This window comes from Thioalkalivibrio sp. ALJT (assembly GCF_000381825.1).
Taxonomy (GTDB): Bacteria; Pseudomonadota; Gammaproteobacteria; order Ectothiorhodospirales; family Ectothiorhodospiraceae; genus Thioalkalivibrio.
Map to the genome: position 1 here is coordinate 376,447 of NZ_KB907122.1, position 26,316 is coordinate 402,762.

20 protein-coding genes and 1 pseudogene are annotated in these 26,316 nt (G+C 67.5%); 11 read left to right on the forward strand and 10 right to left on the reverse strand.

Annotated features, from left to right (window positions below; genetic code table 11):
• Window positions 1-360: 360 nt before the first annotated feature.
• The 5 genes from miaA to G332_RS0104090 form a co-directional block, all read right to left on the reverse strand.
• Window positions 361-1,380, reverse strand: coding sequence for a tRNA (adenosine(37)-N6)-dimethylallyltransferase MiaA (gene miaA, locus G332_RS0104070; RefSeq protein ID WP_019625718.1), 1,020 nt, complete (start codon window positions 1,378-1,380; stop codon window positions 361-363).
• 70 nt (window positions 1,381-1,450) lie between these two features.
• A complete protein-coding gene (gene mutL, locus G332_RS0104075; protein WP_019625719.1) occupies window positions 1,451-3,349 on the reverse strand; it encodes a DNA mismatch repair endonuclease MutL in 1,899 nt (632 codons plus the stop codon).
• Between the two features lie 60 nt (window positions 3,350-3,409).
• Window positions 3,410-4,714, reverse strand: a complete 1,305-nt coding sequence (locus G332_RS0104080) for an N-acetylmuramoyl-L-alanine amidase (RefSeq protein WP_051080527.1) — start codon at window positions 4,712-4,714, stop codon at window positions 3,410-3,412.
• A 336-nt stretch (window positions 4,715-5,050) separates the two neighbouring features.
• A complete protein-coding gene (gene tsaE / locus G332_RS0104085) occupies window positions 5,051-5,548 on the reverse strand; it encodes a tRNA (adenosine(37)-N6)-threonylcarbamoyltransferase complex ATPase subunit type 1 TsaE (protein ID WP_019625721.1) in 498 nt (165 codons plus the stop codon).
• The gene (locus G332_RS0104090; RefSeq protein WP_026340577.1) at window positions 5,545-7,029 is read right to left on the reverse strand and encodes an NAD(P)H-hydrate dehydratase; all 1,485 of its coding nucleotides are present in this window, start codon (window positions 7,027-7,029) and stop codon (window positions 5,545-5,547) included. The genes tsaE and G332_RS0104090 overlap by 4 nt, the downstream gene beginning before the upstream one ends.
• A gap of 18 nt (window positions 7,030-7,047) precedes the next feature.
• On the opposite strand from G332_RS0104090, the gene queG reads away from it, so the two are divergent.
• Together queG and G332_RS0104100 are read left to right on the forward strand one after the other, a co-directional pair.
• The gene (queG, locus tag G332_RS0104095) at window positions 7,048-8,241 is read left to right on the forward strand and encodes a tRNA epoxyqueuosine(34) reductase QueG (RefSeq protein WP_026340578.1); all 1,194 of its coding nucleotides are present in this window, start codon (window positions 7,048-7,050) and stop codon (window positions 8,239-8,241) included.
• A 325-nt stretch (window positions 8,242-8,566) separates the two neighbouring features.
• Entirely contained in the window at window positions 8,567-9,358 is a 792-nt protein-coding gene (locus G332_RS0104100) for a ferredoxin--NADP reductase (protein WP_019625724.1), read from the forward strand.
• Between the two features lie 159 nt (window positions 9,359-9,517).
• Here G332_RS0104100 and G332_RS12635 read toward each other — a convergent pair whose 3' ends face one another.
• A complete protein-coding gene (locus G332_RS12635; protein WP_038059497.1) occupies window positions 9,518-9,925 on the reverse strand; it encodes a YchJ family protein in 408 nt (135 codons plus the stop codon).
• 154 nt (window positions 9,926-10,079) lie between these two features.
• On the opposite strand from G332_RS12635, the gene G332_RS0104110 reads away from it, so the two are divergent.
• The 4 genes and pseudogenes from G332_RS0104110 (at window position 10,080) to G332_RS0104120 (ending at window position 15,235) form a co-directional block, all read left to right on the forward strand.
• A complete protein-coding gene (locus G332_RS0104110) occupies window positions 10,080-10,925 on the forward strand; it encodes an SDR family oxidoreductase (RefSeq protein WP_019625726.1) in 846 nt (281 codons plus the stop codon).
• Window positions 10,926-11,332: 407 nt separating this feature from the next.
• A pseudogene (locus G332_RS13840) lies at window positions 11,333-11,538 on the forward strand (hypothetical protein).
• A 323-nt stretch (window positions 11,539-11,861) separates the two neighbouring features.
• The gene (locus G332_RS0104115; RefSeq protein WP_019625727.1) at window positions 11,862-14,639 is read left to right on the forward strand and encodes a valine--tRNA ligase; all 2,778 of its coding nucleotides are present in this window, start codon (window positions 11,862-11,864) and stop codon (window positions 14,637-14,639) included.
• A 200-nt stretch (window positions 14,640-14,839) separates the two neighbouring features.
• Complete coding sequence (locus tag G332_RS0104120) at window positions 14,840-15,235, forward strand: hypothetical protein (protein ID WP_019625728.1); 396 nt, start codon at window positions 14,840-14,842, stop codon at window positions 15,233-15,235.
• Between the two features lie 183 nt (window positions 15,236-15,418).
• On the opposite strand, the gene G332_RS0104125 is transcribed toward G332_RS0104120, so the two are convergent.
• Window positions 15,419-15,895: a YhcB family protein gene (locus G332_RS0104125; protein ID WP_026340580.1), complete on the reverse strand. Its 477-nt coding sequence runs from the start codon at window positions 15,893-15,895 to the stop codon at window positions 15,419-15,421.
• Window positions 15,896-16,207: 312 nt separating this feature from the next.
• Here G332_RS0104125 and G332_RS0104130 point away from each other — a divergent pair, with 312 nt between their 5' ends.
• Window positions 16,208-16,759, forward strand: coding sequence for a hypothetical protein (locus G332_RS0104130; protein ID WP_019625730.1), 552 nt, complete (start codon window positions 16,208-16,210; stop codon window positions 16,757-16,759).
• A gap of 7 nt (window positions 16,760-16,766) precedes the next feature.
• Window positions 16,767-17,396: a hypothetical protein gene (locus tag G332_RS0104135; protein WP_019625731.1), complete on the forward strand. Its 630-nt coding sequence runs from the start codon at window positions 16,767-16,769 to the stop codon at window positions 17,394-17,396.
• Between the two features lie 237 nt (window positions 17,397-17,633).
• Here G332_RS0104135 and dacB read toward each other — a convergent pair whose 3' ends face one another.
• The 3 genes from dacB to efp form a co-directional block, all read right to left on the reverse strand.
• Window positions 17,634-19,118: a D-alanyl-D-alanine carboxypeptidase/D-alanyl-D-alanine-endopeptidase gene (gene dacB / locus G332_RS0104140; protein ID WP_369699371.1), complete on the reverse strand. Its 1,485-nt coding sequence runs from the start codon at window positions 19,116-19,118 to the stop codon at window positions 17,634-17,636.
• Window positions 19,119-19,276: 158 nt separating this feature from the next.
• Complete coding sequence (gene epmA, locus G332_RS0104145; protein WP_026340583.1) at window positions 19,277-20,245, reverse strand: EF-P lysine aminoacylase EpmA; 969 nt, start codon at window positions 20,243-20,245, stop codon at window positions 19,277-19,279.
• A gap of 15 nt (window positions 20,246-20,260) precedes the next feature.
• A complete protein-coding gene (gene efp / locus G332_RS0104150) occupies window positions 20,261-20,824 on the reverse strand; it encodes an elongation factor P (protein WP_019625734.1) in 564 nt (187 codons plus the stop codon).
• A 77-nt stretch (window positions 20,825-20,901) separates the two neighbouring features.
• Here efp and epmB point away from each other — a divergent pair, with 77 nt between their 5' ends.
• The 3 genes from epmB to G332_RS0104165 all read left to right on the forward strand — a co-directional run bounded on the left by epmB (window position 20,902) and on the right by G332_RS0104165 (window position 26,020).
• On the forward strand, window positions 20,902-21,945 hold the full coding sequence (gene epmB, locus G332_RS0104155; RefSeq protein WP_026340584.1) for an EF-P beta-lysylation protein EpmB: 1,044 nt from the start codon (window positions 20,902-20,904) through the stop codon (window positions 21,943-21,945).
• A 143-nt stretch (window positions 21,946-22,088) separates the two neighbouring features.
• Window positions 22,089-23,951, forward strand: a complete 1,863-nt coding sequence (locus G332_RS0104160; RefSeq protein WP_019625736.1) for a hypothetical protein — start codon at window positions 22,089-22,091, stop codon at window positions 23,949-23,951.
• Window positions 23,948-26,020, forward strand: coding sequence for an EAL domain-containing protein (locus G332_RS0104165; RefSeq protein ID WP_019625737.1), 2,073 nt, complete (start codon window positions 23,948-23,950; stop codon window positions 26,018-26,020). Before G332_RS0104160 ends, G332_RS0104165 begins: the two co-directional genes overlap by 4 nt.
• Window positions 26,021-26,316: the final 296 nt, after the last annotated feature.

Consider the following 26,316-nt stretch of genomic DNA (forward strand, 5'->3'; position numbering starts at 1 on the left):
GTACCCGCCGGACTTTCGCAAAGACTAGCATACCGGCCACCCCGACCCCCCGCCACGCCGCCGCCAGCGAAACGTTCCGGGAACATGGATTCCCGCACACGCTCGCCGTTGCGTTGTTTTCGCGTGCATTCTGGATCCGCAACAGACGTCTGCGTACCGCGCCCTGCCCCGAAAACCGGGTATCAAAACGAAAGCGGGCAGCAATCCGTCTCGCCCCGGAAGCCTGTCGGGTTCGGGCAGTTGTCGCGAGCGTCGGGCAGGAGGTCCCGGGCCTTTTATCGGTCTTTCGCGGCACATCGTGGAACGATGTTTCGAGAGGGATCGGAAAAAGCAGCCACTCTCCTGCTCACGCGCAGCAAATCACCCCCGAACCCGACAGGCTCCCGGGGCCTGTCCCCCTGCAACCGCCGAGGCACCCGCAGCCGCACGGATTGCCGCCAGGGCCTGCGACATATCCGCCTCCTCGGCCGTCAGTCGGCCATGCAGCGGGAATCGGCGCAGCCCGGTGAGCTGACGCTTGGCGAGCTGCCGGGTAGCTGCAATCGCCCGCTCGCGAAAGGTCGCGAAGTCATACTCCCCGGCCAGCCATGCCCAGCCCTGGCGATAGCCAACGGCGCGCTGTGACGGGTGTTCCGCGGTCAGGCCGGGGCGTCGGGCGAGCGCCATCAGCTCGTCGACAAAACCGGCCTCCAGCATCACATCGAAACGTTCGGCGATACGGCTGCGCAGGCGATCGCGATCCTGTGGCCAAAGCGCAAGCGATACCCAGTCTGCAGGCACCGCCACGGCCGCTCCGCTCTGAAAGGAGGACAACGGCCGACCGGAGGCCATAAAGACCTCCAGGGCGCGCAGGATGCGCTGGGGATCGTTCGGGTGAATCCGTGCCGCCGCCTCCGCGTCGACACGCGCCAGTTCGGCATGCAGGGCCACGGAACCGACATGGTCGAGGCGCGCCCGCACCTCGGCGCGTACGGCCTCCGGCACCGGCGGGATTGGGTCGAACCCATCCAGCAGGGCCCGTAAATACAGCAGTGTACCCCCCGCCAGTAGGGCCACGCGGCCACGCGCGTGGATGGCCGCAATCGCCGCACGCGCATCCCGGGCGAAATCGGAGGCGTTGTAGGTATCCTCCGGATCTCGGATGTCCAGCAGGTGATGCGGGGCACGGGCACGTTCGCCCGCATCCGGTTTGGCCGTGCCAATATTCATGCCGCGATAGACCAGCGCCGAGTCGACGCTGACGATCTCCGCGTCCAGGGCCTCCGCCAACGCCAGCGAAAGCGCCGTCTTGCCCGCCGCGGTCGGCCCCGCCAGCATCACCACCGGCGGCCGCTCGGGTCCGAACCCGCCCGGCGCAAATCCGCCGTTCAATGGGCGCATCCCCGCGCCCGCCGCGTGGCCCGAACGCTCCGGAACACCCGCGCAGGGGCCTCCATGGCCTGGCGCTGCCTCACCGTCCGCGCAGAAACAGGCGATCCAGCGCCTGGTGATCCAGCTCGACCCAGGTGGGCCGACCATGGTTGCACTGGCCACTGCGTTCAGTGGCCTCCATATCGCGCAACAACTGGTTCATCTCGGGGAGGGTGAGGCGGCGGCCGGAACGCACCGAACCATGACAGGCGATGGTCCCCAGCACGGCATTCATGGCCCCCTCCGCGCGGTGGCTGAAACCAACCTCCGCCAGATCTGCCAGTACGTCGCGCACGAGCTGGGCGGTATCCTGACCGCGCAGCAGGGCGGGGGCAGCACGCAACGCAAGTGTCTCGGGGCCCGCCCGGTCGAGTTCGAACCCCAGTTCGCCCAGCACCTCGGCCCGGGTCTCGGCCAGTTCCGCCTCGGCCGGGGTGACGTCCAGGGTCTCCGGCACCAGCAATGGCTGCGAGGTAACACGCGCCCCTTCCCACTCGCCCTTGAGGCGCTCGTAAGTAATGCGCTCGTGGGCCGCGTGCATGTCGACCACAATCAATCCCCGGGCATTCTCGGCCAGGATAAAGGTCTCGGCCACCTGTCCCAGGGCAAACCCCAGCGGCGGTATCCCGTCGCTGTCCGCGGCGGGCTCGGGCACGGTATCGGGGGCCCTGCTCGTGCCGGTCTCATAGCGCTCGGGGCGCGTCTCGGCGACCGCCGGGGCACCTCGGAACTCGGACCACGCCGCCGCAAAGGCCGGGTCTCGCGATGCAGACGGCGGCTCCCGGAACCCGGCCCCGGCCGCAACTCCAGCGCCAGACGCCGCCCCCGTTCCGGCCCCGGCCAAATCCAGGCCGGAGAGCGCACGCGCCTGCCCCGGCGGCGGAGCCGATACGTTCGGGGACGACGCCTCCGCTCCCGGCACGGACGCGGTATGCCCCGCATCCCCCGGGCGCAGCGCCGCCAGCGCCTTGTGCAGGCTGTGAAAGATGAAGTCATGCACCATCCGCGATTCGCGAAAGCGGACCTCCTGCTTGGTGGGATGGGCATTGACGTCCACCTGGGTCGGGTCCATCTCCAGCTCCAGCACGAACATCGGATGGCGACCGCTATAGAGCACGTCCTGATAGGCCTTGCGTACGGCGGCCGCCAGTACGCGGTCACGGATCGCCCGGCCGTTGACGAAGAAATATTGCTGATCCGGCTGAGCGCGAGACTGGGTCGGCGCGCCCAGCCAGCCCGACAGCGTCAGCCCGGCCCGCTGTTCGTCCACGCCGGTCGCATGTTCCAGGAAAGACTCGCCGAGCAGGGCGCGCACCCGTTCCGACGGGTCACCGGCCGCCGGCAGATCCAGGGTGACCCGGTCGTTGTGGCGCAGACTGAAGGCCACCTCCGGACAGGCCGCGGCCTGAGTGCGGATCACCGCCTCGCAGTGGTTGTATTCGGTCCGCTCGGTTCGCACGAACTTGCGCCGTGCCGGAACATTAAAGAACAGGTCCCGGACCGCGACCGTCGTGCCCACCGGATGCGCCGCCGGGGCGGCGTCACGAAAGACGTCCGAACCGTCACCGGTCAGACGCCAGCCGTTGCGTTCGCCCTCTACCATCGAGGTCAAGGACAACCGCGACACCGATGCGATGGAAGGCAGGGCCTCTCCCCGAAACCCCAGCGTATGCAGGGCCTCGAGGTCATCCATGCTGGAGATCTTGCTGGTCGCGTGACGCGACAGCGCCAGGGGCATCTCGTCGCGGTAGATCCCGCTGCCGTTATCCGTAATCTGGATCAGGCGGATACCGCCCTGCTCCAGCCGCACATCCACCCGCGTCGCACCGGCATCAAGGGCGTTCTCCAGCAGTTCCTTGACCACCGAGGCGGGGCGTTCGATCACCTCGCCGGCGGCAATCTGGTTGATCAGTTGTTCAGAGAGCTTTGCAATCGCCACGGGCGGCACCTGGAAACGGGATAGCGAGCGACTAGCCTAACCGTGGCGGCACGGTAATGCCTAGGAGCCGCGCGGGATCTCCAGGACCTGGCCGGCATAGATGCGGTCATCTCGTACATTATTGAGTGAGCGCAGCTCCGACAACGACAGGCTGTAGCGATCGGCGATGCCGGACAGGGTCTCGCCCGGACGGATGATGTGCTGGTCCGGCTGCCCGTCCGCGATCAGGGTGCCCGGACGCGCATGGGTGGAGAAGTATGAACGCAGGCCTGTCAGCAGCGCATCTGCCAGCGAGTTCTGGAAGCTGGCGCTGCGCAGCTTGCGCTCCTCGGAAGGATTGGAAATAAACGCCGCCTCGACCAGGATGGACGGAACATCCGGCGAACGCAGCACCGCAAAGTTGGCGCGCTCCACCTGAGGCCTGCGTACCTTGCCGACCCGGTGCAGTTCCCCAATCATCCGCTCGGCCAGCGTATTACTGGCCTCGAGGCTGCCGCTTTGTGCCAGATCCAGCAGGACATTGGCCAGGGAGTCATCCTGACCATTGACGGGCACCCCGCCCAGCATCAGGTCTGCCTGGTTCTCGCGCTGGGCGAGGAAACGCGCCGCCTCGCTCGAGGCACCGCGCTCGGACAGGATGTACACCGACGACCCCTGGACGCTGCGGTTGGCGATGGCATCGGCATGAATGGACACGAAGACATCCGCATCCGCCTTGCGCGCCCGCTCGATCCGTTCGCGCAACGGCAGGAAGTAATCACCCGTGCGAGTCATCACGGCCTTCATGCCGCGCTCTGCGTCCACGCGTTCGGCCAGACGCCTGGATATCTGCAAGACGACATCCTTCTCGCGGGTACCGGACGGGCCGATTGCGCCGGGATCATGCCCGCCATGACCGGCGTCGATCGCCACCACAACATCACGCAAGTCCTCCTGCGATCGGCCGCGACGCGCCCCGTTGTCCCTCGCCGTGCTCGGGGCTGCGGGGGTCTCCCCGGCGTCCAGATCCAGCACCAGGCGATGCGGCGCCCCCTGTGCCGGCATCAGCACGAAACTGCGCGGCTCCACCGGCTCGCGCAGGTCGAAGACCACGCGCAGGTCCGAGCCATTGCGCGCCGCATGGCGCACGGCCTTGATCACCGAGCGCGGGTTGTCACTGATGGACAGGTCCTCTATCGCTCGCGCATTATCGAGATCCACCACCAGGCGGTCGGGGGATTGCAGAGAGAACATGGAATAGTCGGCTTCACCGTCCATGTCGAAGACCACACGAGTCGTATCACCGTCCACCGACATGCGAACGCGCTGCACGCCGGTTCGGGCCAGGGCCGGCAACGGCATGCCGACCAGCCCGAGGGCAGTCATGGCGCGCAGCAGCTGGCGGCGGCGCGGATCCGGCGATGTTGATTGGCCCACGGCGATTCCCTTTGTAATCAGGGGGTCTGCTTACATTGTGGGCGCTTTTCCTGAAAAAGCAATAGGGATTCTCTCGCCTTATGAGCGAGATACCTCACCTTTTGCGCGTACCAGACCAAGTGTGCACCGATGCCGGAACACGCCGGCGCTCGGGGCGCGTTGCGCAGCCAGTGGCCCACAGTGGTACAACCGGCCCAATCTTGATGAACGCGCCTGGCAAACACGCTGGAGTGATTCGGGCCGTAACGCAGGCACCGAGGACCGGAGACACCTGCGCGGACAGGGTCAGGCATCGACGTTTCCGCCATTCAGCCCCGCCGCCCTCAGGGCCTGACGGTAAGGAGCGGCCTGCGGCCCCTCCAGACGCAGCTCGCGCCCGGCGGCGGACTCGGTGCGGTGCGCCAGGCGCACGACCAGGTCCGGCGCGGGCAGCCAGCCGGCACCGCGCTCCGGCCACTCCACCAGCCACAGGGCCCCGTCACCGAAGTCCTCGCGCACCCCCAGGTACTCCAGCTCCTCCGGATCGCCCAGCCGATAGAGGTCGAAATGCAGCACCTGACGCCCATCCAGGGTGTAAGGCTCCACCAGGGTATAGGTGGGGCTGCGCACCGCCCCACCGTGCCCCAGCTCCCGCAACAAGCCGCGCACCCAGGTCGTCTTGCCGGCCCCCAGGTCCCCTTCCAGGAACACGATGCGCGGGGCTTGCAGGCGTGCCAGCGCGGCACCGGCCGCCTCGGTGGCCTCGAGGTCGGCCAGGATCAACGGGGCGAGTGCGGCGTTCACGACACCCCCCCGGCCGCGGCCGGCAGGGCGGCAGCGAGATCCCCCGCCAGCATCCCGCGCTCGCCGCCGATTCGATCCCGCGCGACCCTGGCCGCGGCGCAGTGCCAGGCCGCACCGATCTCGGCGGCCTGGAGTGCCGCAGCACCCTGCGCGCGCAGGGAACCGATGATGCCGGCCAGCACATCGCCGCTACCGGCGGTTGCCATGCCCGAATGGCCGCCGGTGACGCACGTGACCGGCCCCTCCCCGGGGCCGGCGATCAGACTCCCGGCGCCCTTGAGGAGCACCACGCCGCCCAGGCGCTCGGCCAGGGCGCGCACCTGCGCGGGGCGATCAGCCTCGATGCGGGACACGTCCACCCCCTGCAGGCGGGCGGCCTCCCCGGGATGCGGGGTCAGCACCCAGTCCTGTCCCCGGCGCGGCGCGACTGCGAGCAGGTTCAGGGCATCGGCATCCACCACCGCCGGACAGGTGGCATCCGCAACCGCCAACCAGAGCTCCCGCCCCCAGGCGTCCTGCCCCAGGCCCGGCCCGACCACGACCGCATCCACCCGGCGCAGAAACGCCTGCAACGGCGCGGCACCGGACACCCCCTGCACCATCAGTTCAGGGCGTTCCAGGTTGGCCCAGGCGGCATGTTCGGGGTGGGTAGCCAGGGTCACGCGGCCCGCCCCGGCCCGCAGCGCGGCCGTAGCCGCCAGACGCGCGGCCCCGGAAAATCCGGGTGCCCCACCCACCACCAGCACATGGCCGCAGTCCCCCTTGTGCGCCCCCGGCCGCCGGGGCGGGAGCCCCTCCTGCCAGTCATCAGGCCCCAGGCGGCGGCCGACCGGGGCCACACCAGCGACGACCGCGGCGGGCAGCTCAAGGGGATCGATCTCCACCGTTCCGGTGAAGTCCACGGCCGCACCGGTATGCAGCCCCAGCTTGTCCGCGATCAGCGTCAGGGTGCACTCGGCACGCACGGCGCGGGCGCGCACCTGCCCGGTCTCGCTGTCCACGCCCGACGGGACGTCGGCCGCAAGAACCGGGCATCCACTTGCGTTCAGGCGCTCCACCAGCTCGCCATAGGCATCGTCCAGCGGCCGTTCCAGACCGATCCCGAACAGGCAGTCCACCCAGACATCGGCCGCCTGCGGATCGAACGCCTCCAGCGCCTGCACCTCGCCACCCGCTTCCTTCCAGCGTCGGTGGGCGCGGCGCCCGTCGGACCCGGGCCGCGCCCGTGACGGCCCGCCATGCACCCGCACCACCAGACCCGCGGCCTGCGCGAGGCGCGCCAGCACATAGCCATCACCACCGTTGTTGCCGGGCCCGCAAAGGATTCCGATACGTTGCGCCTGCGGCCAGTGCCGGCGCAGGCAATCCAGCAGGGCCCGCCCCGCACGTTCCATCAGTTCGCCCGAGGCCATCCCCGGCAGCGCCATGCCGGCAGCATCCAGGGCGCGCATGCCCGTATTGTCGAACAGTGCGCTGGTCAACACTTGTGGGTCGGGTTCATGATTCACGCCATCACCTCCTCCGCAGAAGTCGAAATCGTGCCTGAGCGTCTCGATCCACGCCAATGTGCCGAACTGGCCGACCGCATCCGGCAATGCGCAAGCGAACTGGGCTTTCAGGGCGTGGGTATCGCGCCCGCCGAGGTCCCGGCACAGGACCGTCAGCACCTGGACACCTGGCTGGAACAGGGCAGCCACGGCGACATGCACTGGATGGCTGCCCGCGCGGACCTGCGCCACAAACCGAATACGCTGTTTCCCGGCGTGCAGCGCATCATCAGCGTGCGCATGGACTATTTCCCCCCGGCCACGCGGCGTCCGGCCATCCAGCTCGCCGACGGCGACGCCGCCTACGTGTCGCGCTATGCCCTGGGCCGGGACTATCACAAGTTGCTGCGCAAACGGCTGACTGCACTGGGACAGTGGATCGAGGGCGAAATCGGGCCGTTCGGCTATCGCGCCTTCACCGACAGCGCGCCGATCCTGGAGAAGGCCCTGGCAGCCCGCGCCGGGCTTGGCTGGATCGGCAAGAACACCAACCTGCTGGCGCGTGCGAGTGGCTCGTGGTTCTTCCTCGGCGAGCTGTTCACCGACCTGCCACTGCCAGTGGACGCGCCAACAGGCGAGCACTGCGGCCAGTGCACCGCCTGCCTGGAGGTCTGCCCCACGCAGGCCTTTCGCGGCCCCTACGACCTGGATGCGCGGCGCTGCATTTCCTATCTGACCATTGAGCTCAAGGGGGCCATACCGGAGGACTTGCGACCATTGATCGGCAATCGCATCTACGGTTGCGACGACTGCCAGCTGGTCTGCCCCTGGAACCGTTTCGCCGAGGTCTCCGTGGAACCGGACTTCATTGCCCGCCACGGGCTGGACGCGGCGCGCCTGGTGGATCTGTTCGCCTGGGACGAGGCCGAGTTCCTCGCGCGCACCGAAGGCATGGCGATCCGGCGCATCGGGCATGTCCAGTGGCTGCGCAATCTCGCGGTCGCCCTGGGCAACGGACCGGCAACGCCGGCCGCCAGTGCCGCCCTGGCTGCACGTGCCGATCACCCCTCGGCACTGGTGCGCGAACATGTCGCCTGGGCCCGCGACCGGCTGCGCAACCAGGCATCACAAGACGAAGTCGCCGCCGCAGCCGATACACTCGACCGCCTGACCCACGCCCCCGGCGGGACCACCACGACGCCCTGAGGCGACTGTCGGGTTTCCGCGATCGTCGCGAGCCTGTGGAGGGAGTGGGGCCGTTTTGCGTCTCTCGAGACGCATAGCGGGGGCGATGTAACGAGCGAGAGCAGCAAAAGGGGCTACTCTCCTGCCCGCGCGCAGCAGATCCCTCCTGAATTCGACAAACCCCTGAGGGCAAAACACCCTGGTGCACTACAACCGACACCCGGGAAGGGCCGAGGCCCTGCCAATCTATTTCTGAGTGTTTTCCTTGGTTTTTGCCGGCGCTTTCGCGCGCGGGTCGGGGACTTGCTAGCGTGAGCGCCAGTCCCAATCGTGAAATAACGCACCCATGCCGTATTCGGAAGAACGCATCACCTCCACGCGCCGCTGGTCCGACAAGACCTTCAGCTTCACCACTACGCGGCCGGAGGGGCTGGAATTCAAAAACGGGCAGTTCGTGACGCTGGGGCTGCGCCCCGAGGGCAAGCTGATCCCGCGTGCCTACTCGATCGTCTCCGAACCCGAGGCCGAGGAACTGGAGTTCCTGAGCATCCACGTGCCGGATGGCGCACTGACCAGCCGCCTGGCCCAGGCCGGACCGGGCGACTCGATCTGGATCAACACCAAGGTCACCGGCTCGCTCACTTTCGACTACGTGCAGCCGGGCCGCACCCTGTACATGCTGGCCACCGGCACCGGACTGGCCCCGTTCATCTCCCTGATCCGCAGCCCGGAGCTGTTCGAACACTTCGACAACGCGGTTCTGGTGCACAGCGTGCGTACCGTGGAAGAACTCGCCTACCGCGAGGAGATCGAGTCGCTCATCAGCAACCGCCTGCGCTACGTTCCGACGGTGACCCGCGAGAGCCACGACTTTGCCTGCCCGATCGCACAGCAGCCGTATGACAACAACCAGCGCGGGGCCGACATGTTCCGCTCCGGCGAGCTCAGCCGCATCCTCAACCTGCCTCCGGCCGACCCGGAGCAGGACCGCGTGATGCTGTGCGGCAACCCGGCCATGAACCGCGAGATGAGCGAATGGCTCACCCAACACGGCTGGACCCAGACCAACTACAAGGGCGTCGGGACCTTCACCGTGGAACAGGCCTTCGTGACCACCATGTCCGACTCGGACGACTGAGCCCGCCTCAGGCGGTACCAGTCCCGTCAGGGATCCGCTGAACAAGGCCGCCCCGGCTTTTTTCAGCGCCCGCGGCCCCGTGCGCGGCCGAGCCCGGGCGTCCGACGGCATCCAGCCCGTACCCGCACGGTCTCGATATCCAGCCTGTCACTCCGTCGCTCATGCGTCCGGGAATTCCCCGTCGACGTAGACCCAGCGCCCTTCCTCGCGTTGAAAGCGGCTGCGCTCGTGCAGACGCACCCCCTGGCCGCGCACCCGGGAGCGAGCGACGAACTCGACCCGGCCCTCCTGGTCTTCCGGCCCACCGGCCTCGGTCGCGCGAATCGCCAGCCCCAGCCAGCGCTGTTCCGGCACCAGCGCCAGCGATTCCGGTCGCGTCGCCGCGGCCCAGGTCGCCAGCAGGTAGTCCTCGCGCCCCTCCACGAAGGCGGCATACCGCGAGCGCATCAGCGCCTCCGCGGTCGGGGCCGCCGCCACACCATCCAGATACGGCCCGCAGCAGACCGCCCGGTCCAGCCCGGATCCGCAAACACATCCACCTCTCTTGCTGCCGCTGGCCTTGCCCAAGTGACACCTCCCATCATCGAACCCCTGCCAGCATGCCGGAGCCATCATCCCGGGTCGAACGAAGCTTTGGGGAAAGACCGATCGGCGTTTCCCGGGGCTGGTCTTCCACCAGCGGACACGTTAGGTTGCGAAAGCCACTCTGGGGGACGGATTCATGGCCAATATCCTGATCATGGGCTGCGGGGATCTCGGTTGCGGCGTCGGCACAGCGCTCGCCGCAGACGACCACGCGGTCTGGGGCCTGCGCCGACAGCCGGAGCGCATCCCGGAACCGATCCAGCCGCTGGCCGGCGACTTCGCCCGCGCGGACGCCCTGCCGGACCTGCCCCCGGCACTGGATACCGTCTATTTCATCGCCACCCCGGACGAGTTCACCGAGGCCGCGTACCGCCACGCCTATGTCGACGGCCTGCGCAACACACTGGGTGCGCTGGAACGCGCCCATCAGCACCCGCGCCGCATCGTGTTCGTCTCCAGCACCTCGGTCCTGGGCGCTGACGACGGGCGCTGGGTGGACGAGACCAGCCCGGCCGAGCCCACCCGTTTCTCCGGGCGCTGCCTGCTGGAGGCCGAGCAGTTGCTGGCCGCCAGTCCATTTGCCGGCGTGGTCGTACGCTTTGGCGGGATCTACGGACCGGGGCGCGAGTACCACCTGCGCAAGGTGCGCGAGGGCGTGCGCGGCCAGCACGAGGCGCCGGTCTGGACCAACCGCATCCATCGCGAGGATTGCGTGGGACTGCTGACCCATCTCTTCCACCTGGACACCCCCGAGCCGCTTTATCTGGGCGTGGACGACGAACCGATCCTGCGCCACGAGCTGCTGGCCTGGCTGGCGCAGGCGATGGAGCTCGATCCGCCCGGGACGCCGCCGATGCCCGAGGGTGCGGTCTCCGGCAAGCGCTGCCGCAACGAGCGGCTGCGTGCCAGCGGGTATCGCCTGCGCTATCCCGACTACCGCACCGGCTATCGCGCCCTGCTCGACCAGATCGCCACCACCTGAGCCACGCCTTCACGCTCTCAGACTGGGCGCGCTCGGGCCCCGATGTTTAGGTGGTTACGCCTAGCCGCCTGCCTTGTGGTGGCTGGCCCTGGTTCGTCGCCTGGTGTTTACGGTGCCTCCGGTCCACATACTGCCGTGCGCTGACTCGCCAGCGCGCCCCGAGTTACTTCTTTGCTCGTGCAAAGAAGTAACCAAGAAACACGCCCGACTGCCGCGACCCCGGCCCGCTGCGCGGGCCGGGGTTTCCCTCGCTCCGAGGGTTTTCGCGGGCGGCGCTGAACTCGCTACGCCTTCGGCTCCGCTCAGACATCCAGCGCCTCTGATCCCGCGAAAACCCTCTCCACTCGGCGCGACGACAACGGGGAGGCAGGTCAAAACAACGGCGGTCCCGACACTTGTGCCAATGGATGAAGGCTAGGTCTTCGGACATCTTGGGCACGCTCGGCCTGCGGCCATCGCGTGCCGCGCCCGCGAGCGGGCGCCGGGGGCTTTCCGACGGCAGTGCGCGTTGTGGTGTCGTGGTGTTTGAATACCTGCTGTTTTGACCTTCGCCTCCCGTATGGAGCCCCTTGCGGAAGGGTTCTCGGGCCGGGAGAAGGCGCTGGATGTCTGAGCGGAGCCGAAGGCGCAGCGAGTTCAGCGCCGCCGGCCCGAGGGCCCTGGAGCAAGGTTCCCGGGCGGAATCCGGGTGCCCTTCTTTGGGTACTTTCTTGGGCAAGCAAGAAAGTACCTCGCGGCGCGCTGGCGAGTCAGCGCCTGGCAGGTTGTGGACCGGAGGCACCGTAAACACCAGGCGACGAACCAGGGCCAGCCACTACCAGGCAGGCGGCCAGACATAACCAACGTAAACACGATAGCGGACAGCGGGCGATGAGCGCGTCGCGCCGTTATAATGCGCGGCTTTCCCCACATTCCGACCCGAGCGCGCCCGCGATCATGGACAAGAGCTTCGACCCCAAGAGCATCGAGCAGACCCAGTACGAACGCTGGGAGGCCGCGAACATCTTCGCGCCGCCGGAATCGGGCGAGGCCAGCTACTGCATCCTGCTGCCGCCGCCGAACGTGACCGGCACCCTGCATATGGGGCACGCCTTCCAGCACACGCTGATGGATACCCTGATCCGCTACCGGCGCATGCACGGCGACCGCACCCTGTGGCAGGGCGGCACCGACCACGCCGGGATCGCCACCCAGATGGTGGTCGAGCGCCAGCTCGCCGCCGACGGCAAGGGCCGCCACGACCTCGGCCGCGAGAAGTTCCTCGAGGCCGTCTGGGACTGGAAGGGCCAGTCCGGCGGCACCATCACCCGGCAGATGCGTCGCCTCGGCGACTCGGTGGACTGGTCGCGCGAGCGCTTCACCATGGACGAGGGCCTGTCCGCCGCGGTGCGCGAGGTCTTCGTGCGCCTGCATGAAGAGGGCCTGATCTACCGCGGCAAGCGCCTGGTCAACTGGGACCCGGTGCTGCACACCGCGCTGTCCGATCTGGAGGTGCTGTCGGAGGAGGAAAACGGCCACCTGTGGCACTTCCGCTACCCGCTGGCCGACGGCTCCGGCCACCTGACCGTCGCGACCACGCGCCCGGAGACCATGCTGGGCGATACCGCCGTCGCGGTGCACCCGGAGGACGAGCGCTACCGGCACCTGATCGGCCAGACGATCCGCCTGCCGCTGGTCGGGCGCGAGATCCCGATCATCGCCGACGACTATGTCGAGGCCGAGTTCGGCTCGGGCTGCGTGAAGATCACCCCGGCGCACGACTTCAACGACTACGCGATGGGGCAGCGCCATGACCTGCCGGTCGTCAACATCCTGACCATCGACGCCTGCCTGAACGACAACGTGCCCAGGGCCTATCGCGGCCTGGACCGCTACGAGGCGCGGCAGAAGGTCGTCGACGACCTGGACGCGCTGGGGCTGCTGGAGAAGATCGACGACCACAAGCTGATGGTCCCGCGCGGCGACCGCTCCGGCACCGTGGTCGAGCCCTACCTGACCGACCAGTGGTACGTGAAGGCCGGTCCGCTGGCCGAACCGGCGATCAAGGCGGTGGAGGACGGCCGCATCCACTTCGTGCCGGAAAACTGGTCGAAGACCTACTTCGAATGGATGCGCAACATCGAGGACTGGTGCATCTCGCGCCAGATCTGGTGGGGCCACCGCATCCCGGCCTGGTACGACCCGGACGGCAACGTGTATGTCGGGCGTTCCGAGGACGAGGTACGCGAGAAGCACGGCCTGGGTGCCGAGGTGGCGCTGGAACAGGACGAGGACGTGCTCGACACCTGGTTCAGCTCGGCCCTGTGGCCGTTCTCCACCCTCGGCTGGCCGGAGCAGACGCCGGAGCTCCGGGACTTCTACCCGACCAGCGTGCTGGTCACCGGCTTCGACATCATCTTCTTCTGGGTCGCCCGCATGATCATGATGGGCGAGCACTTCATGGGCGACGTGCCCTTCCGCGAGGTCTACGTCACCGGCCTGATCCGCGACTCGGAAGGCCAGAAGATGTCCAAGTCCAAGGGCAACGTGATCGACCCGATTGACCTGATCGACGGCATCAGCGCCGACGACCTGGTGGCCAAGCGCACCCGGGGCCTGATGCAGCCGCAGATGGCCGCGAAGATCGAGAAGACCACGCGCAAGGCCTTCCCCGACGGCTTCCCCGCGTTCGGCACCGATGCCCTGCGCTTCACCCTGGCGGCGCTGGCCACCACCGGGCGCGACATCAAGTTCGATCTCGGCCGCATCGAGGGCTACCGCAACTTCTGCAACAAGCTGTGGAATGCCTCGCGCTTCGTGCTGATGAACGTCGAAGGCCACGACTGCTCGGCCGCTGACGACACGGCCGAACACCGCACCCTGGCCGATCGCTGGATCCTCGACCGCCTGGCCGAAACCGCCGCGACCACCACGCAGCAGCTCAATGCCTACCGCTTCGACCTCGCCGCGCAGACGCTGTACGAGTTCACCTGGCACGACTACTGCGACTGGTACCTGGAGCTGACCAAGCCGGTCCTGAACGACGCGGCCACCCCGGACGCGGTCAAGCGCGCCACGCGCAATACGCTGGTCACCGTGCTCGAGGCCCTGCTGCGCCTACTGCACCCGGTGATGCCGTTCATCACCGAGGCAATCTGGACCAGTGTAAAGCCGCATGCGGGGATCGGTGATGACATCGAGTTCCTGGTGCAGCGCCCCTGGCCGGCGCAGGACGGCTTCCCGCGTGATGCCACCGCCACCGCCGAGCTCGACTGGGTCAAGGACTTCATCACCGGGCTGCGCCGCATCCGCGCGGAGATGGACATCGCCCCGGGCAAGCCGCTGCCGGTGCTGGTGAAGAACTGGAGTGACGCCGACCAGGAGCGCTACACCCGCCACCGCGGCCTGCTGGAGTTCCTCGCCAAGCCCGAGAGCGTCACCTGGCTGGACGCCGCTGACGAGGCCCCGGAATCGGCGATGGCCCTGGTCGACGACATGCAGTTGCTGATCCCGCTGGCCGGGCTGATCGACAAGGATGCCGAGCTGGCACGCCTGGACAAGGAGATCGGCAAGCTCGACAAGAACCTCGAGCAAAGCGAGAAGCGCCTGTCCAACGCAAGCTTCGTCGACCGCGCCCCGGCCGAGGTGGTGCAGAAGGAACGCGACCGCGTCGCCGAGATGCAGGCCTCGCGCGAACAGCTCGCCGCCCAGCGCGAGCGCATCCGCGCGATGTAGGACGACTGCTCGCCATAGCGTCTACCCGGGAGACAACAGGAACCCCCGAGTCCAAGGCAGCGCCGCAGGAAGGGCTCGAGAGGCTCCACCACCAGGAGCCTGTCGGTGGCATCGCATGTCGCGGCCGTCCGGGATACGGGAATGCACGAAAGCGCTGATCAATATACACACTCGCGCGGCACCCGAGAGGAGAAAACACCATGAAGACCAAGATGTTGCTGGTCATCCTGTTGACCATGCTGCTCACCCTGACCGGCTGCAGCACTACGGCACCGGTGCACGATATCAGCGACACCACGGTCCGGAGTGTCGATGGCGAACGCCCCGGCGCCGAACAAATGGAACGCGCCATCCGCACTGCAGGCATCACGCTGGGGTGGCAAATGGAAGAAATCGAACCGGGCCTGATCGAGGCGCGTCTCGAACAGCGCGAATCCGTTGCGGTAGTCGAGATTCCGTACGCCACGGGACAGTACAGCATCCGCTACAAGAACAGCAGCAACCTGAACTACGCGGACGGTAAGATCGCCCGCGACTATAATCACTGGATCAAGAGCCTGGACGATCAGATTCGGGCGCGTCTGTCGGCCCTCTGACCGCGCCGCCCCCCGGCGTGCGGGTGATCAACCTGTACGATCGCGAAGGCCGCCCCGTTTCAGAGAGGACATGAACCACCAAGGGCAGGCGGCAGACGGGGGGCAAAAACGCCACCCGCGGCCCCTGCCGTTCGCACCTTCAGGGTGGCAAGCAGCCGGCGGCGTGGTTACGGCCAGCGGCGTTCAGTCGGGGCGCGGGCGCTCATCCGGCTTGTTGCGTTGATCGCCTTCCGAACCCTTGCTGTCCGGTTCGTCGTCCTGGGCATCCGACTCGTTCGCACCCCCTGCCGCCTCGCCCGGGTTCGCACCATAGTCACGCTGCGCCATGTGCGAGAGCAGTTGTCCGGCACGGTCCTCCAGACGCTCACGCGTCGGCTTGTCGGCCAGGTCCTCGGCGCTTTGCGCCAGGTGGTGATAGAGATCGCGGTAGGTTCCCGCCATGCTCGCGAACAACGTGGCCGTGCGATCAAAGTGATCATTGACCTGGCCTCGATAGCGCGTCAGTTCCTGCATGCGCCGGTCCAGTTCCTCTTCGAGCTCACGGATGAGTTTGCGTTCGTCGCCGGTTGTACGCCCCACCCAGAAGCCCACCAGCGCCGCCACCACAATGGCCAGAATCCCGAGGGCGATCCACAGCCCTGTTGCTGTCTGCTCTTCCACCACGATATCTCTCTGCAAATGGAGCCGCTATTGTGCCGCAGGCCCACGCCGAACGCACTGCCAGGGCCAGGCGGAGGGATGCTCCGGTTCGCATCCGCCCTCTGCCGGGAACCGAAGCCCGGGATCGGTGCGGGAATGCACCGCTTGCCCCGCCGCATCGGATTGCCATGGATCTCGAGCGGCTGATGAATGGACGTAGCCGGCAACCCTGCCGGCACCGATGGCCCTGCTTCGACCGGCCCCGGCCATGCTACGCTCGGCACAGTCCGAAACCATTACGTTCCAACACGCACCGAAAGAGCACGTAACACCATGATCGATCCACAACATGCACAACAGATCCGTCAGGCCCAGGCCGGGCTGATCAATCTCGTGGTGCAAGCCACTCAGAACCCGGAGACCCGGCGCGAGCTGGAGCCGGTGCTGAACCAGGCCCACGAGGCCGGCTGGGGTGAACTGATCAAGCGCATCCGCCGTGTCCTCGAGGGCGAGCGCGATGCATCCCTGCTGCACGGGCTGGACGACGAAGACACGGTCATCCTGTCCGCGATCCTGTCCGGCCTGCAGGACCCCTCCACCCTGCCCGACCCGGAACAGAGCGGGGATCCGGCCCAGGCGGCACCGGGGCTGGCGCAGATGATTCATGGCGCCGCACGGGGCGATGCCCAATCGCTGCACTGGCTGTCCCAGATGGCCGAACAGATGAGCCGGGCCGGGGGCGACATGGCACGGCTGGGCGGCATCACCAAGCGCCTGGTGGATGGCGAACGCGATCCGGACGTGCTGTGCCGGGGCATGGGCGCACAGGGAGAATCGCTGGTGCTGTCGATCCTCTCGGAGCTGGGCAAGCTGGAGCGCCACTGAGGTCGTCATGCAGCTCGCCGCCCCGCGCTCGCGCCGATGCTGCCCGGGGCTGACGCCGCCCCGACTGATCCTGATCGCACTCGCGCTGTGGCTGCTGCAAGGCTGTGCCGCAGTCACCCTGACCCCCCCGCCGGTTCCAGATGACCCGGTCACCGTTGCCGTTCTGGATCATGGCCGGCACTCCAGCCTGATCCTTCCGGCCGCGATACCCGACACCTGGGTGCGATACTCCTACGGCGACTGGACATACTACGTCGAGCGGCGCACGAACCTCTCCGCGGGCTTGACCAGTCTGATCCTGCCCACCCGGGCCGGGCTCGGCCGACAGATCCTGGGGGGCTCGGACCTGCCGGACGCCATCCGCTCACAGCTGCGAGTCCCCCTGGAGGCCTCGTACCTGCTGATCGTGAATCGCGACCGGGCAACTGCCCTGCGCGAGGAACTGGAGGCCATCTGGCTGGACGGACATGAAGATCGCCGGGTGTCGGCCGAGTGGGGCATGGCCTTCGTCGAACACCCGGAGGCCTATACCTTGCGCAACAACTCCAACCGCATGGTCGCACGCTGGCTGAGGCGACTGGATGTCGAGGTCTCGCGCACCCCGGTCCTGTCGAACTGGCAGATCGAATCCCGCTGAGCGCAGGCACGCCGCGACCAGAAAAACCCGCCAAACCAGCACGGGAAGATGCGAAAGCCGGAAGGAATGGGATGTTCCTCTGGCCGGACCGGCCGGAGCCCTGTCGCCCACCCCGGCCAGCACGCGCGCGCAACGCCCCCCAAATCCCGCACGCGACGGCCCCGGCCTTTCAAGAGCCTCCCGGCTGCCTGCTCGCGCGTTGCAGGCGTCCTTCGGGGGAACGCAAGCGCGCGCCGGTCAGAGACCGTGGGCCCACTCGAGTACCGCATCCTGCAGGTTCTGCCCCATGCCGCGGTGGGCCCTGGAGTCGTTCACCAGCACCACAACGGCCAGATCCTCCCCGCCCCGAGTCCGCACATAACCGGCCACCGCAGACACCTCGTTCAGGTGCCCCGTCTTCAGGTGCATCCGTCCGCGCAGTTCACGCTGGCTGCTGTTGCGGAAGCGATTGCGCAGCGTCCCGTCCAGCCCGGCCAGCGCCAGCGAGGACTGGAACTCGGGGCGCTGCGGATGCTCCCAGCCGGCCTGCAGGATCGCCCCCAGTTGCGCCGCACTCATGCGCACATCGCGACTCAATCCGGAGCCGTTGTCGATCACCATACCGCCGACTTCAACGCCGAGCTCGCGCAGTGTCTCCACCAGTGCCTCGCGTCCCTTTTCCACGGTCGCCGGCGGCGTAGAATGCCGCGCCCCCAGGGTCAGGAGCAGGTGCCGCGTCATCACGTTGGAACTCCATTTATTGGAGACCCGGATCAGATCCGACAGCGGGCGCGAGGTATGTCGCAGGATGGGCTCGTCGTACAGTACCGGCAACACACCGGGGCGAATCTCGCCGGTCAGCTCCCCACCCCACTGCGCCCAGTGCAGGCGGAACAGCTCGGCGTGGTTGGCCTCCGGGTCAAGGACCGAACGCAGCAGCTCGTAATCCCCGCAGTTGACGGGATAATCACCCACCAGCGTCACGCGCTCCGCCTCGGAATTGGCGTGGAAACGGATGCCGCGCTGCCAGGCCCCGCAACTGCCATGCACGGGCTGCAGGCGGTTCACCACCTCCAGCCCCGGCAACGGCGGGTCCACGGTCACATTGACCCCGTCACCGCCGCGCTCCGGACGCACGCGGAAACGCACGGCATTGGCATTCACATGCAGGGCATAGGGCAGCTGATTGTAGGCACGCAGCGGCTGGCCATTGAAATCGGACGGGTCGCCCGCGGTCCGCTCGAAATGCGAGGCATCCAGGATCACGTTGCCCTCGATACGCTTGAGCCCGGTCTGGCGCAGCTGTCCCAGCATGCGCCAGTGTTCCTCGCTGACCATGCCGGGGTCGCCGGTCCCCCGTATCACCAGATCTCCACGCAGGACACCGTCACGCACGGGACGCGTCGCCCAGATCTCGGTGGTCCATGTGTAATCCGGCCCCAGCGCGTGCAGTGCCGCCAGCGAGGTCGCCAGCTTCATGGTGGAGGCCGGGTTGTACTGCTGGTCGACATTCAGGCGTGCGAGCACCTCGCCATCCGACATCCGCTGCACCCACAGACCCACGTTGTCCGGCGGCAGGCGTTGACTCTCGATCGCCCGTTGCAGGACATCCGGCAGGTGTTCGAACTGCGCCTGGACGGCCGCCGGCACCAGCGCTGCCACCAGGGCCAGCCCCGCCACCACACCCACGAACCCGCGCCGCACGCGCGCCCGGACGCGGGAGAAAATGCAACACCGAGACATACGCCCAACCACCCTGCGCGAGACCATCATGAGGAACCTTATAGTGTGCCGCTGCCCGCGACGGAACAAGCCCCGGGAGTCTGTCGGATTCGGGGCTGCTCTGCTGCCCCTGATCGCGACAACCGTCCCAACCCGACTGGCCCTTCCAGCGACCGGATTCATGCTCGGGGCCAGGGAAAATCGAGCACGTCCACGATATGCGCGCGCCCCAGCAATTGCATCAGCAGACGATCCACCCCGAGAGCCACGCCCGCGCAGTCGGGCAGCCCGGCATCCAGGGCCGCCTCCAGGTGAGGGTCGGCAGGAGGCAGAGGCTGCCCCCGTGCCCGCCGGATCGCGATGTCGCGCTCGCGGCGTTGCCGAAACAGGTCCGGATCGGTCAGCTCATGGTAACCGTTGGCCAGTTCCAGCGCCCCCCAGTACAGCTCGAACCGAGCGGCGTACCCCGGCCGCCCCGGACACGGGCGCGCCAGCACCGCCTGGCTCTCCGGATAGTCCACCAGGATCGTCAACCGGTCCGGCGGGAAATCGGGGGCCAGGACCAGACTGATCAGGGCATCCAGCCAGCCGTCGCGATCCAGTTCGCCGCCCACACTGAACCCCTGCGCCGCCGCCACCTGCTCCAGTTCCGCCGCATCGACAGTGGCCGGATCCACCCCCAGGGTGGACCGGAACAGATCCGCGTAGGCCACCTCCTCGCAACCCCGGGGCGAGCACCATTCCGGCGTTTGCGCCGCCAGCTCCCCGATCAGGGCAACGACCTCGCGTGCCAGCGCGTGGTGATCCAGTCCGTGGCGGTACCATTCCAGCAGGGTGAATTCGGGGTTGTGACGAGGGCCGGACTCTCCACCGCGAAAGACCCGGGCAATCTGATAGATATCCGACGCCCCGGCCGCGAGCAGGCGCTTCATCGGATACTCGGGCGAGGTCTGCAGATAACCACGGGCGCCATCGGGTGCCTCTGCAACCCAGCTTTCCAGCATCGGGTCCTGCGGGGCCCCCTGGCTCAGGATCGGGGTCTCGACCTCGAGCACCCCGCGCGCGGCAAAAAAAGCGCGCAGACCCATCAGCAGGCGGGCCCGTGCGCTCCGGGCCGCCGCCGGCGCGCACGGGCGCCAGTCACTCATGGCGGCCGGCGCCGATCAGACGCGGGAGACGTACTCGCCGGAGCGGGTATCAACCTTGACCGTCTCGCCTTCCTCCACAAACAGCGGGACCTTGACCACCGCGCCGCTCTCCAGCGTGGCCGGCTTGGTGCCGCCCTGCGCAGTATCACCACGCACACCGGGGTCGCATTCGGTGATCTTCATCTCGACGAAGGACGGCGGCACCACCGACAGCGGTTCGCCGTTCCACAGGGTCACGGTGCAGACATCCTGCTCCTTCAACCACTGCCCGGCATCGCCCAGCGCGGCCGAACCGACGGCATACTGTTCGAAGGTGTCCGGCACCATGAAATGCCAGAATTCGCCGTCGGTGTAGAGGTACTGCATCTCGGTATCCATCACGTCGGCAGCCTCCACCGACTCGCCAGACTTGAAGGTCTTCTCCAGCACCCGGCCGGTGCGCAGGTTGCGCAGCCTGACCCGGTTGAAGGCCTGGCCCTTGCCTGGCTTCACGAACTCGTTTTCCACGATGGCCTGCGGGTCCCCGTCCAGCATGAGCTTGAGCCCGGCCTTGAATTCGTTGGTACTGTAGGTTGCCATTGCGCGCTGTTCCTCGCTGATACGTGGCGCGGGCAGACCGCCCCGTCCGGAAACGATCCATGCCCACAAAGCCCATCATGATAACGCGCGAACCGCGCGGAACCCAGCCATCCGCGCCGCGCTCGACACCGGTGTGGCAACAGGCACTGGCCGGCGCCATCCGCGACCCGGACACCCTCCTGCAACGCCTGGGCCTGGCCCCGGACGCCATACCCGGGATGCAGGCCGCCCATCAGCTGTTCCGGACCCGCGTGCCGGAGAGCTACCTGGCACGCATGCGCCCGGGCGATGCACATGACCCGCTGCTGCTACAGGCCCTGCCCCGGGGCGAAGAAACCCACGAACAGCCCGGATTTACCAGTGACCCGGTGGGCGACCACGACGCCCTGGTCGCGCCAGGGCTGGTGCACAAGTATCACGGCCGCGTCCTGCTGCTGACCACCGGGGCCTGCGCCATTCACTGCCGCTACTGTTTTCGCCGCGAGTTCGACTACGCCGACCACAGCCCTGCACGCGATGACTGGAATGCGGCACTCGCCTATATCGCCGGGCGCCCGGAAATCCACGAGGTCATCCTGAGCGGGGGGGACCCGCTGGCGCTGAGCGACCAACGCCTGGCGCGCCTCGCCGAACGCCTGGCGGACATCCCCCAGCTGCAACGCCTGCGTATCCACACCCGGCTGCCGGTGATCCTGCCGGAGCGAGTGGACGCAGACCTGCTCGGCTGGCTCGGGCAGGGGCGACTGCAGCACATCCTGGTATTACATGCGAACCACCCCCGCGAATTTGCGGCCCCGGCCGACCAGGCACTGCGCCGACTGGCCGAAGCCGGGGTCACCCTGCTCAACCAGGCCGTGCTGCTGGCCGGCATCAACGACGACATCGACACCCTGGCCGCACTGCAGGAGACCGGGTTCCGTCTGGGCGTACTACCCTATTATCTGCACCAGCTCGACCGCACCCGGGGTACCGCGCACTTCGAGGTTTCCACCGACCGCGCACGCGAACTCTATCGCGCCCTGCACGCACGCCTGCCCGGCTACCTGGTGCCACGGCTGGCTCGCGAGATCCCTGGCGAGCCCGGGAAGACCCTGCTGACGTCCTCCCCATCGCGCGCATGAGCACCAGTACGACCCGCGCCCGTTGCGTGGTTTGCTGCTAAAGTAACAATGTCATTCGCGTTATCCCGGGCGTCCGCGCCGCAAGCGGCGTCGCTCGGGTTTCAAGCCTGCAAGCAACCGGCCCTGCGACCACTGGACCTCTCATGCTGCAAAGTCTGCCCGATCTGCCCATCCAGCCGGCCGGTCCCGGCAGTTTTCCGCATCGGACCGCGCCGGCCCTGCAAAACTGGTGCGCAGAGCTCCCCGGCAGCGAACCTGAAACGGGCATTCGTCTGCTGGGCGAGGCCCTGGAAGCCCTCAACGCGATCGCCCTTCAGCCCGGTCTGCGTTCCGAGCTTCTGGATATCCTGAAACAGTCCCTGCTGCCCTTGCTCCCGGCCGAGGAGCACCTGCTGCGCCAGCGCCCACTGCCCCTGGGAGCCCGAAGCCGCGAACGCGCGGAACGCTTCGACCACGTACTGCGCCAACTGACCCGGGCCGAGCTACTGGTGGTTCGCGAACGACTGGACACCGAAGGTTCACAGCACGGCAAGGCCCTGACGCGCCCCCTGCAATCCGCAGTAGCCCTGCTCGGGGCGCAGAGCCTCCACTACTGGCGGCTGTACCGCCACTTGCCTGCAGGCCAATGGCAGCAGACGTACGACCTGCTGCGCCTGGCCCGCAGTCAGGGCATCTCCGACCAGCCCGCCGCCACCCAACAGCGCTTCGGGCCGCTGCAAATCGATCGCATCGAGCACATGGCCGCGCGGCTGATCGTGCTGGGAAGCATCGATACCAACGCGCTCAAGATCGGCGAGATCGATCTGTTGACACGCTGGATCAACAACCTCGCAGTGGAGTGTCGCGCGGCCCCCGACGCGAGTACCCATCCGGACCTCCCGGTCCTGCGATGCGAACTGGATCGCGACCGTGCACCGGAACTGGTCCTGCGCGGCGTCCCGCATGGGGAGTCCCCCTGTTTTGTCGAACTTGCCCCCGTGCTGGACGCCCTGCGTGAACACCCGGACTTCCAGGAACGCGGCTCCCGCCGCGGCCCCAGCCAGCTGGCGGAACGCCTGCTGCGCCTGTGGTCGCACCTCCCGACTCGCCGCCATAGCCGCGAAAGCGGGGTCAACCAGCAGCGCGTCTGCGTACTGGGGCTGAAGCACATCCACGATTTCCTGCAGTCCGAACTCGAGGCCAATCGCCGCGCCAGCGAAACCGCGGCGGAGAGCAAACCGGAAGACACCGGGCCTCGCCGCCTGCACGAGCATGACCGGGGCATCAGCGTGTTCGAGATGTCCACCGCCGCTCGGCACGGGTCCGATCTGGCACTCGTTGAAGACCCTTCCCGCCGCCAGGACCACCATGACCTCCAGCCACTGGCAGAGGAGACCCCGGACACCCGCGCCATGGCGTGGGAAGACATCAGCCATACCCTGCAGAACGTCTCCCACGGCGAACCCCACGCCCCCATCACCAAGCGCCACCCACCGGAACACTGGGCGGTGGACAACATCGGCGCCGGCGGCGTGGGCCTGCGGCTGGACAACCCGCAACAGACATTGCTGATCGGCGACCTGGTCGGCCTGCGCGCAGTGGATGGCCATCGCTGGACAATCGGCGTGTTGCGCTGGATCCGGTACGAGGATCCGGCCGCGGAGGCCGCCACCGGCATCGGCGTGGAATTTCTCGCTGACCGCTGTCTGCCCATGCAGATTCAGTACTTTCGTAACGGACTCGCCACCGGCACGCCGCAACCGGGCCTGTTCGCACCGCAACGTACCGACACTGAAGGCGCCGCGCTGTTCCTGCCAGCACAGACCTTCGATCACGAAAAACTCGTGGCCTGCTGGCTGAATGGCCGCGCCCGGGTGCTTGAGCTGGACAACCAGAGGACCGGGACCACACTGTTCACTGAAGTCGGGTGCCGGCTGACCACGCGCGAGGTCTCACCACCCCAGGCAGACACGGACACGCCCGACGACGGCCTGTCGTTCACCGGCCCCGACGGTTCGTCTCCATGAACGAAACCATCCGCACCCTCTTCGTCACCAACAACCCCAATCGTGCCGAAGAGGTCATCAGCAGCATACGGACCCAGGGCAGCGCAATCCGTCCGGAACAGGTCACCAGCCAGGACGAACTGGCCGAGGCCCTGGAAAACCGCCGTTTCGACGTGATCGTGCTGATCGAGCCGGGACTCGAGCTGACCCGCGAACACATCGACCAGGCCCTGCACACCGCAGGTCGCCGGACCCCGCTGGTGATCCTGAGCGCGCGCCCCGAATCCGAACGACTGGAGGACTACGCCGCCGGTGTCCACGCCGTGGTCGATCACGAACTGCACGAGCTGGCCGGCATCCTCACCGTGCGTGCGGCCGAACAGTTCCATCTGCGGCAGCGACTGGCGCGCATGGATGCCGCACTGCAGGAGTCCGAACGCCGCTGCCAGCTCCTGCTGGACAACTCGCGCGACGCCATCGCCTACGTCCACGAAGGGATGCATATCTACGCCAATGCCACCTGGCGCGAGCGTTTCGGGATCGCCGACCCCGAGGATGTCGAGGGGCTGCCGCTGATGGACCTGGTCGCGCCGGAGAGCCGTGACGAGCTGAAGGCCCTGCTGCGCCGCTTCCAGAACGGCGAGGAAGGCGGCCAGGCCCATCAGGTGTTCCAGCTGCAATCCTTCGATGGCACTCCGTTCGAGGCCAGCCTGCGGCTGTCCACGGCCAGCGTCGAAGGCGAGGCCTGCACCCAGGTCCTGCTGGATGCCTCCCGGGAAGCCCCGGAACTGGCGGAAAAGATCGACTACCTGTCGCAGCGCGATCTGATCACCGGGCTCTACAACCGCCAGTACTTCACCGGGATGATCGAGAGCCTGCAGCACCAGGCCGGGCAAACGGAAAAGCCCTTCGCGCTGATCACGATGGCCGTAGACCACTTCACCGATATCCGGGCCCGCGTTGGCATGTCCGCCAGCGACCTGTTGCTCGCCGACATCGGCACGCTGATCGAGAGCCACTTCCCCGAACCGGCCATCGCCGCCCGGCTGGAGGCCGATCATTTCGGGGTCCTGGTCCCGGATACCCGCCGCCACGACGTCGAATCCCGCATCCACGACCTGATCACGGCGGTGACCGACCACGTCTTCGAGCTCAGCAGAGCCTCCACCAACTGCACCCTGTCGATCGGTATCGTGATCGCCGACGAAACCGCCGTCGATGGCGAGGCGCTCGTGTCACAGGCAGACCGCGCGCTGCAGCAGGCGGTGGAGGCCGGTGGCGGAGTCCACCGCTTCTTCCGCCCGGCCGAGGGCGAAATGAGCCAGGGCCAGCTCGACCAGCAATGGAAGCTGCGCATCCAGGAGGCCCTCGACCATGACCGCCTGCAACTGCTCTACCAGGCCATCGTGAACCTGCGTGGCAACGACCGCCCGCGCTATTCGGTCTTCGTGCGCCTGCGGGACAGCGAGGGACACACCCACGAGCCGGAGGCCTTCCTGCCCAGCGCCGAACGCACTGGCATGGCCCACCCCATCGACCGCTGGATCCTCCGGACCGCCCTGGGTGAACTCGCGCAACAACTGCAACAGGAACCGGGCACCCAGTTCTTCATCAAGCTGACTAACGGATCGCTCGGGGATCCATCCGTGCTGACCTGGCTGCACGATGATCTGCACGCCCTGCGCATCCCGGCCGACAACGTCGTGATCGAGCTGAAGGAACCCACCGTGGTGACCCACCTGAAGCCCGCCGTTCGTGTCGCAGGCGGGTTGCAGGAGATGCACGGCCACCTGTGTATCGACGACTTCGGCAACGGCCTGAACCCGTTCCAGCTACTGCAACACCTGGAAGCCGACTACATCAAGCTGGACCCCTCCTATGTGAAGGACCTGGCCGAAAACGAGGAGAACCAGCGGCTGATCCACGAACACATCGAGACCGCACACGCCAGGGGCAAGCAGGTGATCGTCCCGTACGTGGAAGACGCCAGCGCGCTCGCCGTGCTCTACAGCCTGAACGCCAACCTGGTCCAGGGATACTTCCTGCAGGCACCCATGCCCACCCCCGACTTCGACTTCTCCCCGGCCTGACCCCTCCGCCGCTCGCACCCCGTTTCCGCCCCCACATGCACCGAGGACACGGGGAAGGGCCGCTCAAGGGCGATTTGCATAGAGCCTGCAAGACCTCCTGGCACCTGATTAGCCGCAGGCGTCAGCCAGGCTCAAGGCGGTGCGGGCCGGGGCCCCGACCGCCCCCGAACGGGCCTGCCACTGGCGGCCGCTCGTGGCTCATCCGGACTTGGTATGAAGGTTCGGGCCGATGGCCGTGAAATAGCGCGGCCCAAAACAGGCCGCGTCGAACCCAACGAGCCAGCTTCCGCTCTTCC

Bases quoted from the DNA above. Each gene is read 5' to 3' on its own strand.
- dacB (WP_369699371.1), bottom strand. From the start codon at position 19,118: ATGTCTCGGTGTTGCATTTTCTCCCGCGTCCGGGCGCGCGTGCGGCGC.
- G332_RS0104120 (WP_019625728.1), top strand. From the start codon at position 14,840: ATGAAGACCAAGATGTTGCTGGTCATCCTGTTGACCATGCTGCTCACC.
- G332_RS0104110 (WP_019625726.1), top strand. From the start codon at position 10,080: ATGGCCAATATCCTGATCATGGGCTGCGGGGATCTCGGTTGCGGCGTC.
- G332_RS0104130 (WP_019625730.1), top strand. From the start codon at position 16,208: ATGATCGATCCACAACATGCACAACAGATCCGTCAGGCCCAGGCCGGG.
- G332_RS0104165 (WP_019625737.1), top strand. From the start codon at position 23,948: ATGAACGAAACCATCCGCACCCTCTTCGTCACCAACAACCCCAATCGT.
- epmB (WP_026340584.1), top strand. From the start codon at position 20,902: ATGATAACGCGCGAACCGCGCGGAACCCAGCCATCCGCGCCGCGCTCG.
- G332_RS0104080 (WP_051080527.1), bottom strand. From the start codon at position 4,714: ATGACTGCCCTCGGGCTGGTCGGCATGCCGTTGCCGGCCCTGGCCCGA.
- G332_RS0104100 (WP_019625724.1), top strand. From the start codon at position 8,567: ATGCCGTATTCGGAAGAACGCATCACCTCCACGCGCCGCTGGTCCGAC.
- G332_RS0104135 (WP_019625731.1), top strand. From the start codon at position 16,767: ATGCAGCTCGCCGCCCCGCGCTCGCGCCGATGCTGCCCGGGGCTGACG.
- epmA (WP_026340583.1), bottom strand. From the start codon at position 20,245: ATGAGTGACTGGCGCCCGTGCGCGCCGGCGGCGGCCCGGAGCGCACGG.
- queG (WP_026340578.1), top strand. From the start codon at position 7,048: ATGATTCACGCCATCACCTCCTCCGCAGAAGTCGAAATCGTGCCTGAG.
- miaA (WP_019625718.1), bottom strand. From the start codon at position 1,380: ATGCGCCCATTGAACGGCGGATTTGCGCCGGGCGGGTTCGGACCCGAG.
- efp (WP_019625734.1), bottom strand. From the start codon at position 20,824: ATGGCAACCTACAGTACCAACGAATTCAAGGCCGGGCTCAAGCTCATG.
- G332_RS0104115 (WP_019625727.1), top strand. From the start codon at position 11,862: ATGGACAAGAGCTTCGACCCCAAGAGCATCGAGCAGACCCAGTACGAA.
- G332_RS0104160 (WP_019625736.1), top strand. From the start codon at position 22,089: ATGCTGCAAAGTCTGCCCGATCTGCCCATCCAGCCGGCCGGTCCCGGC.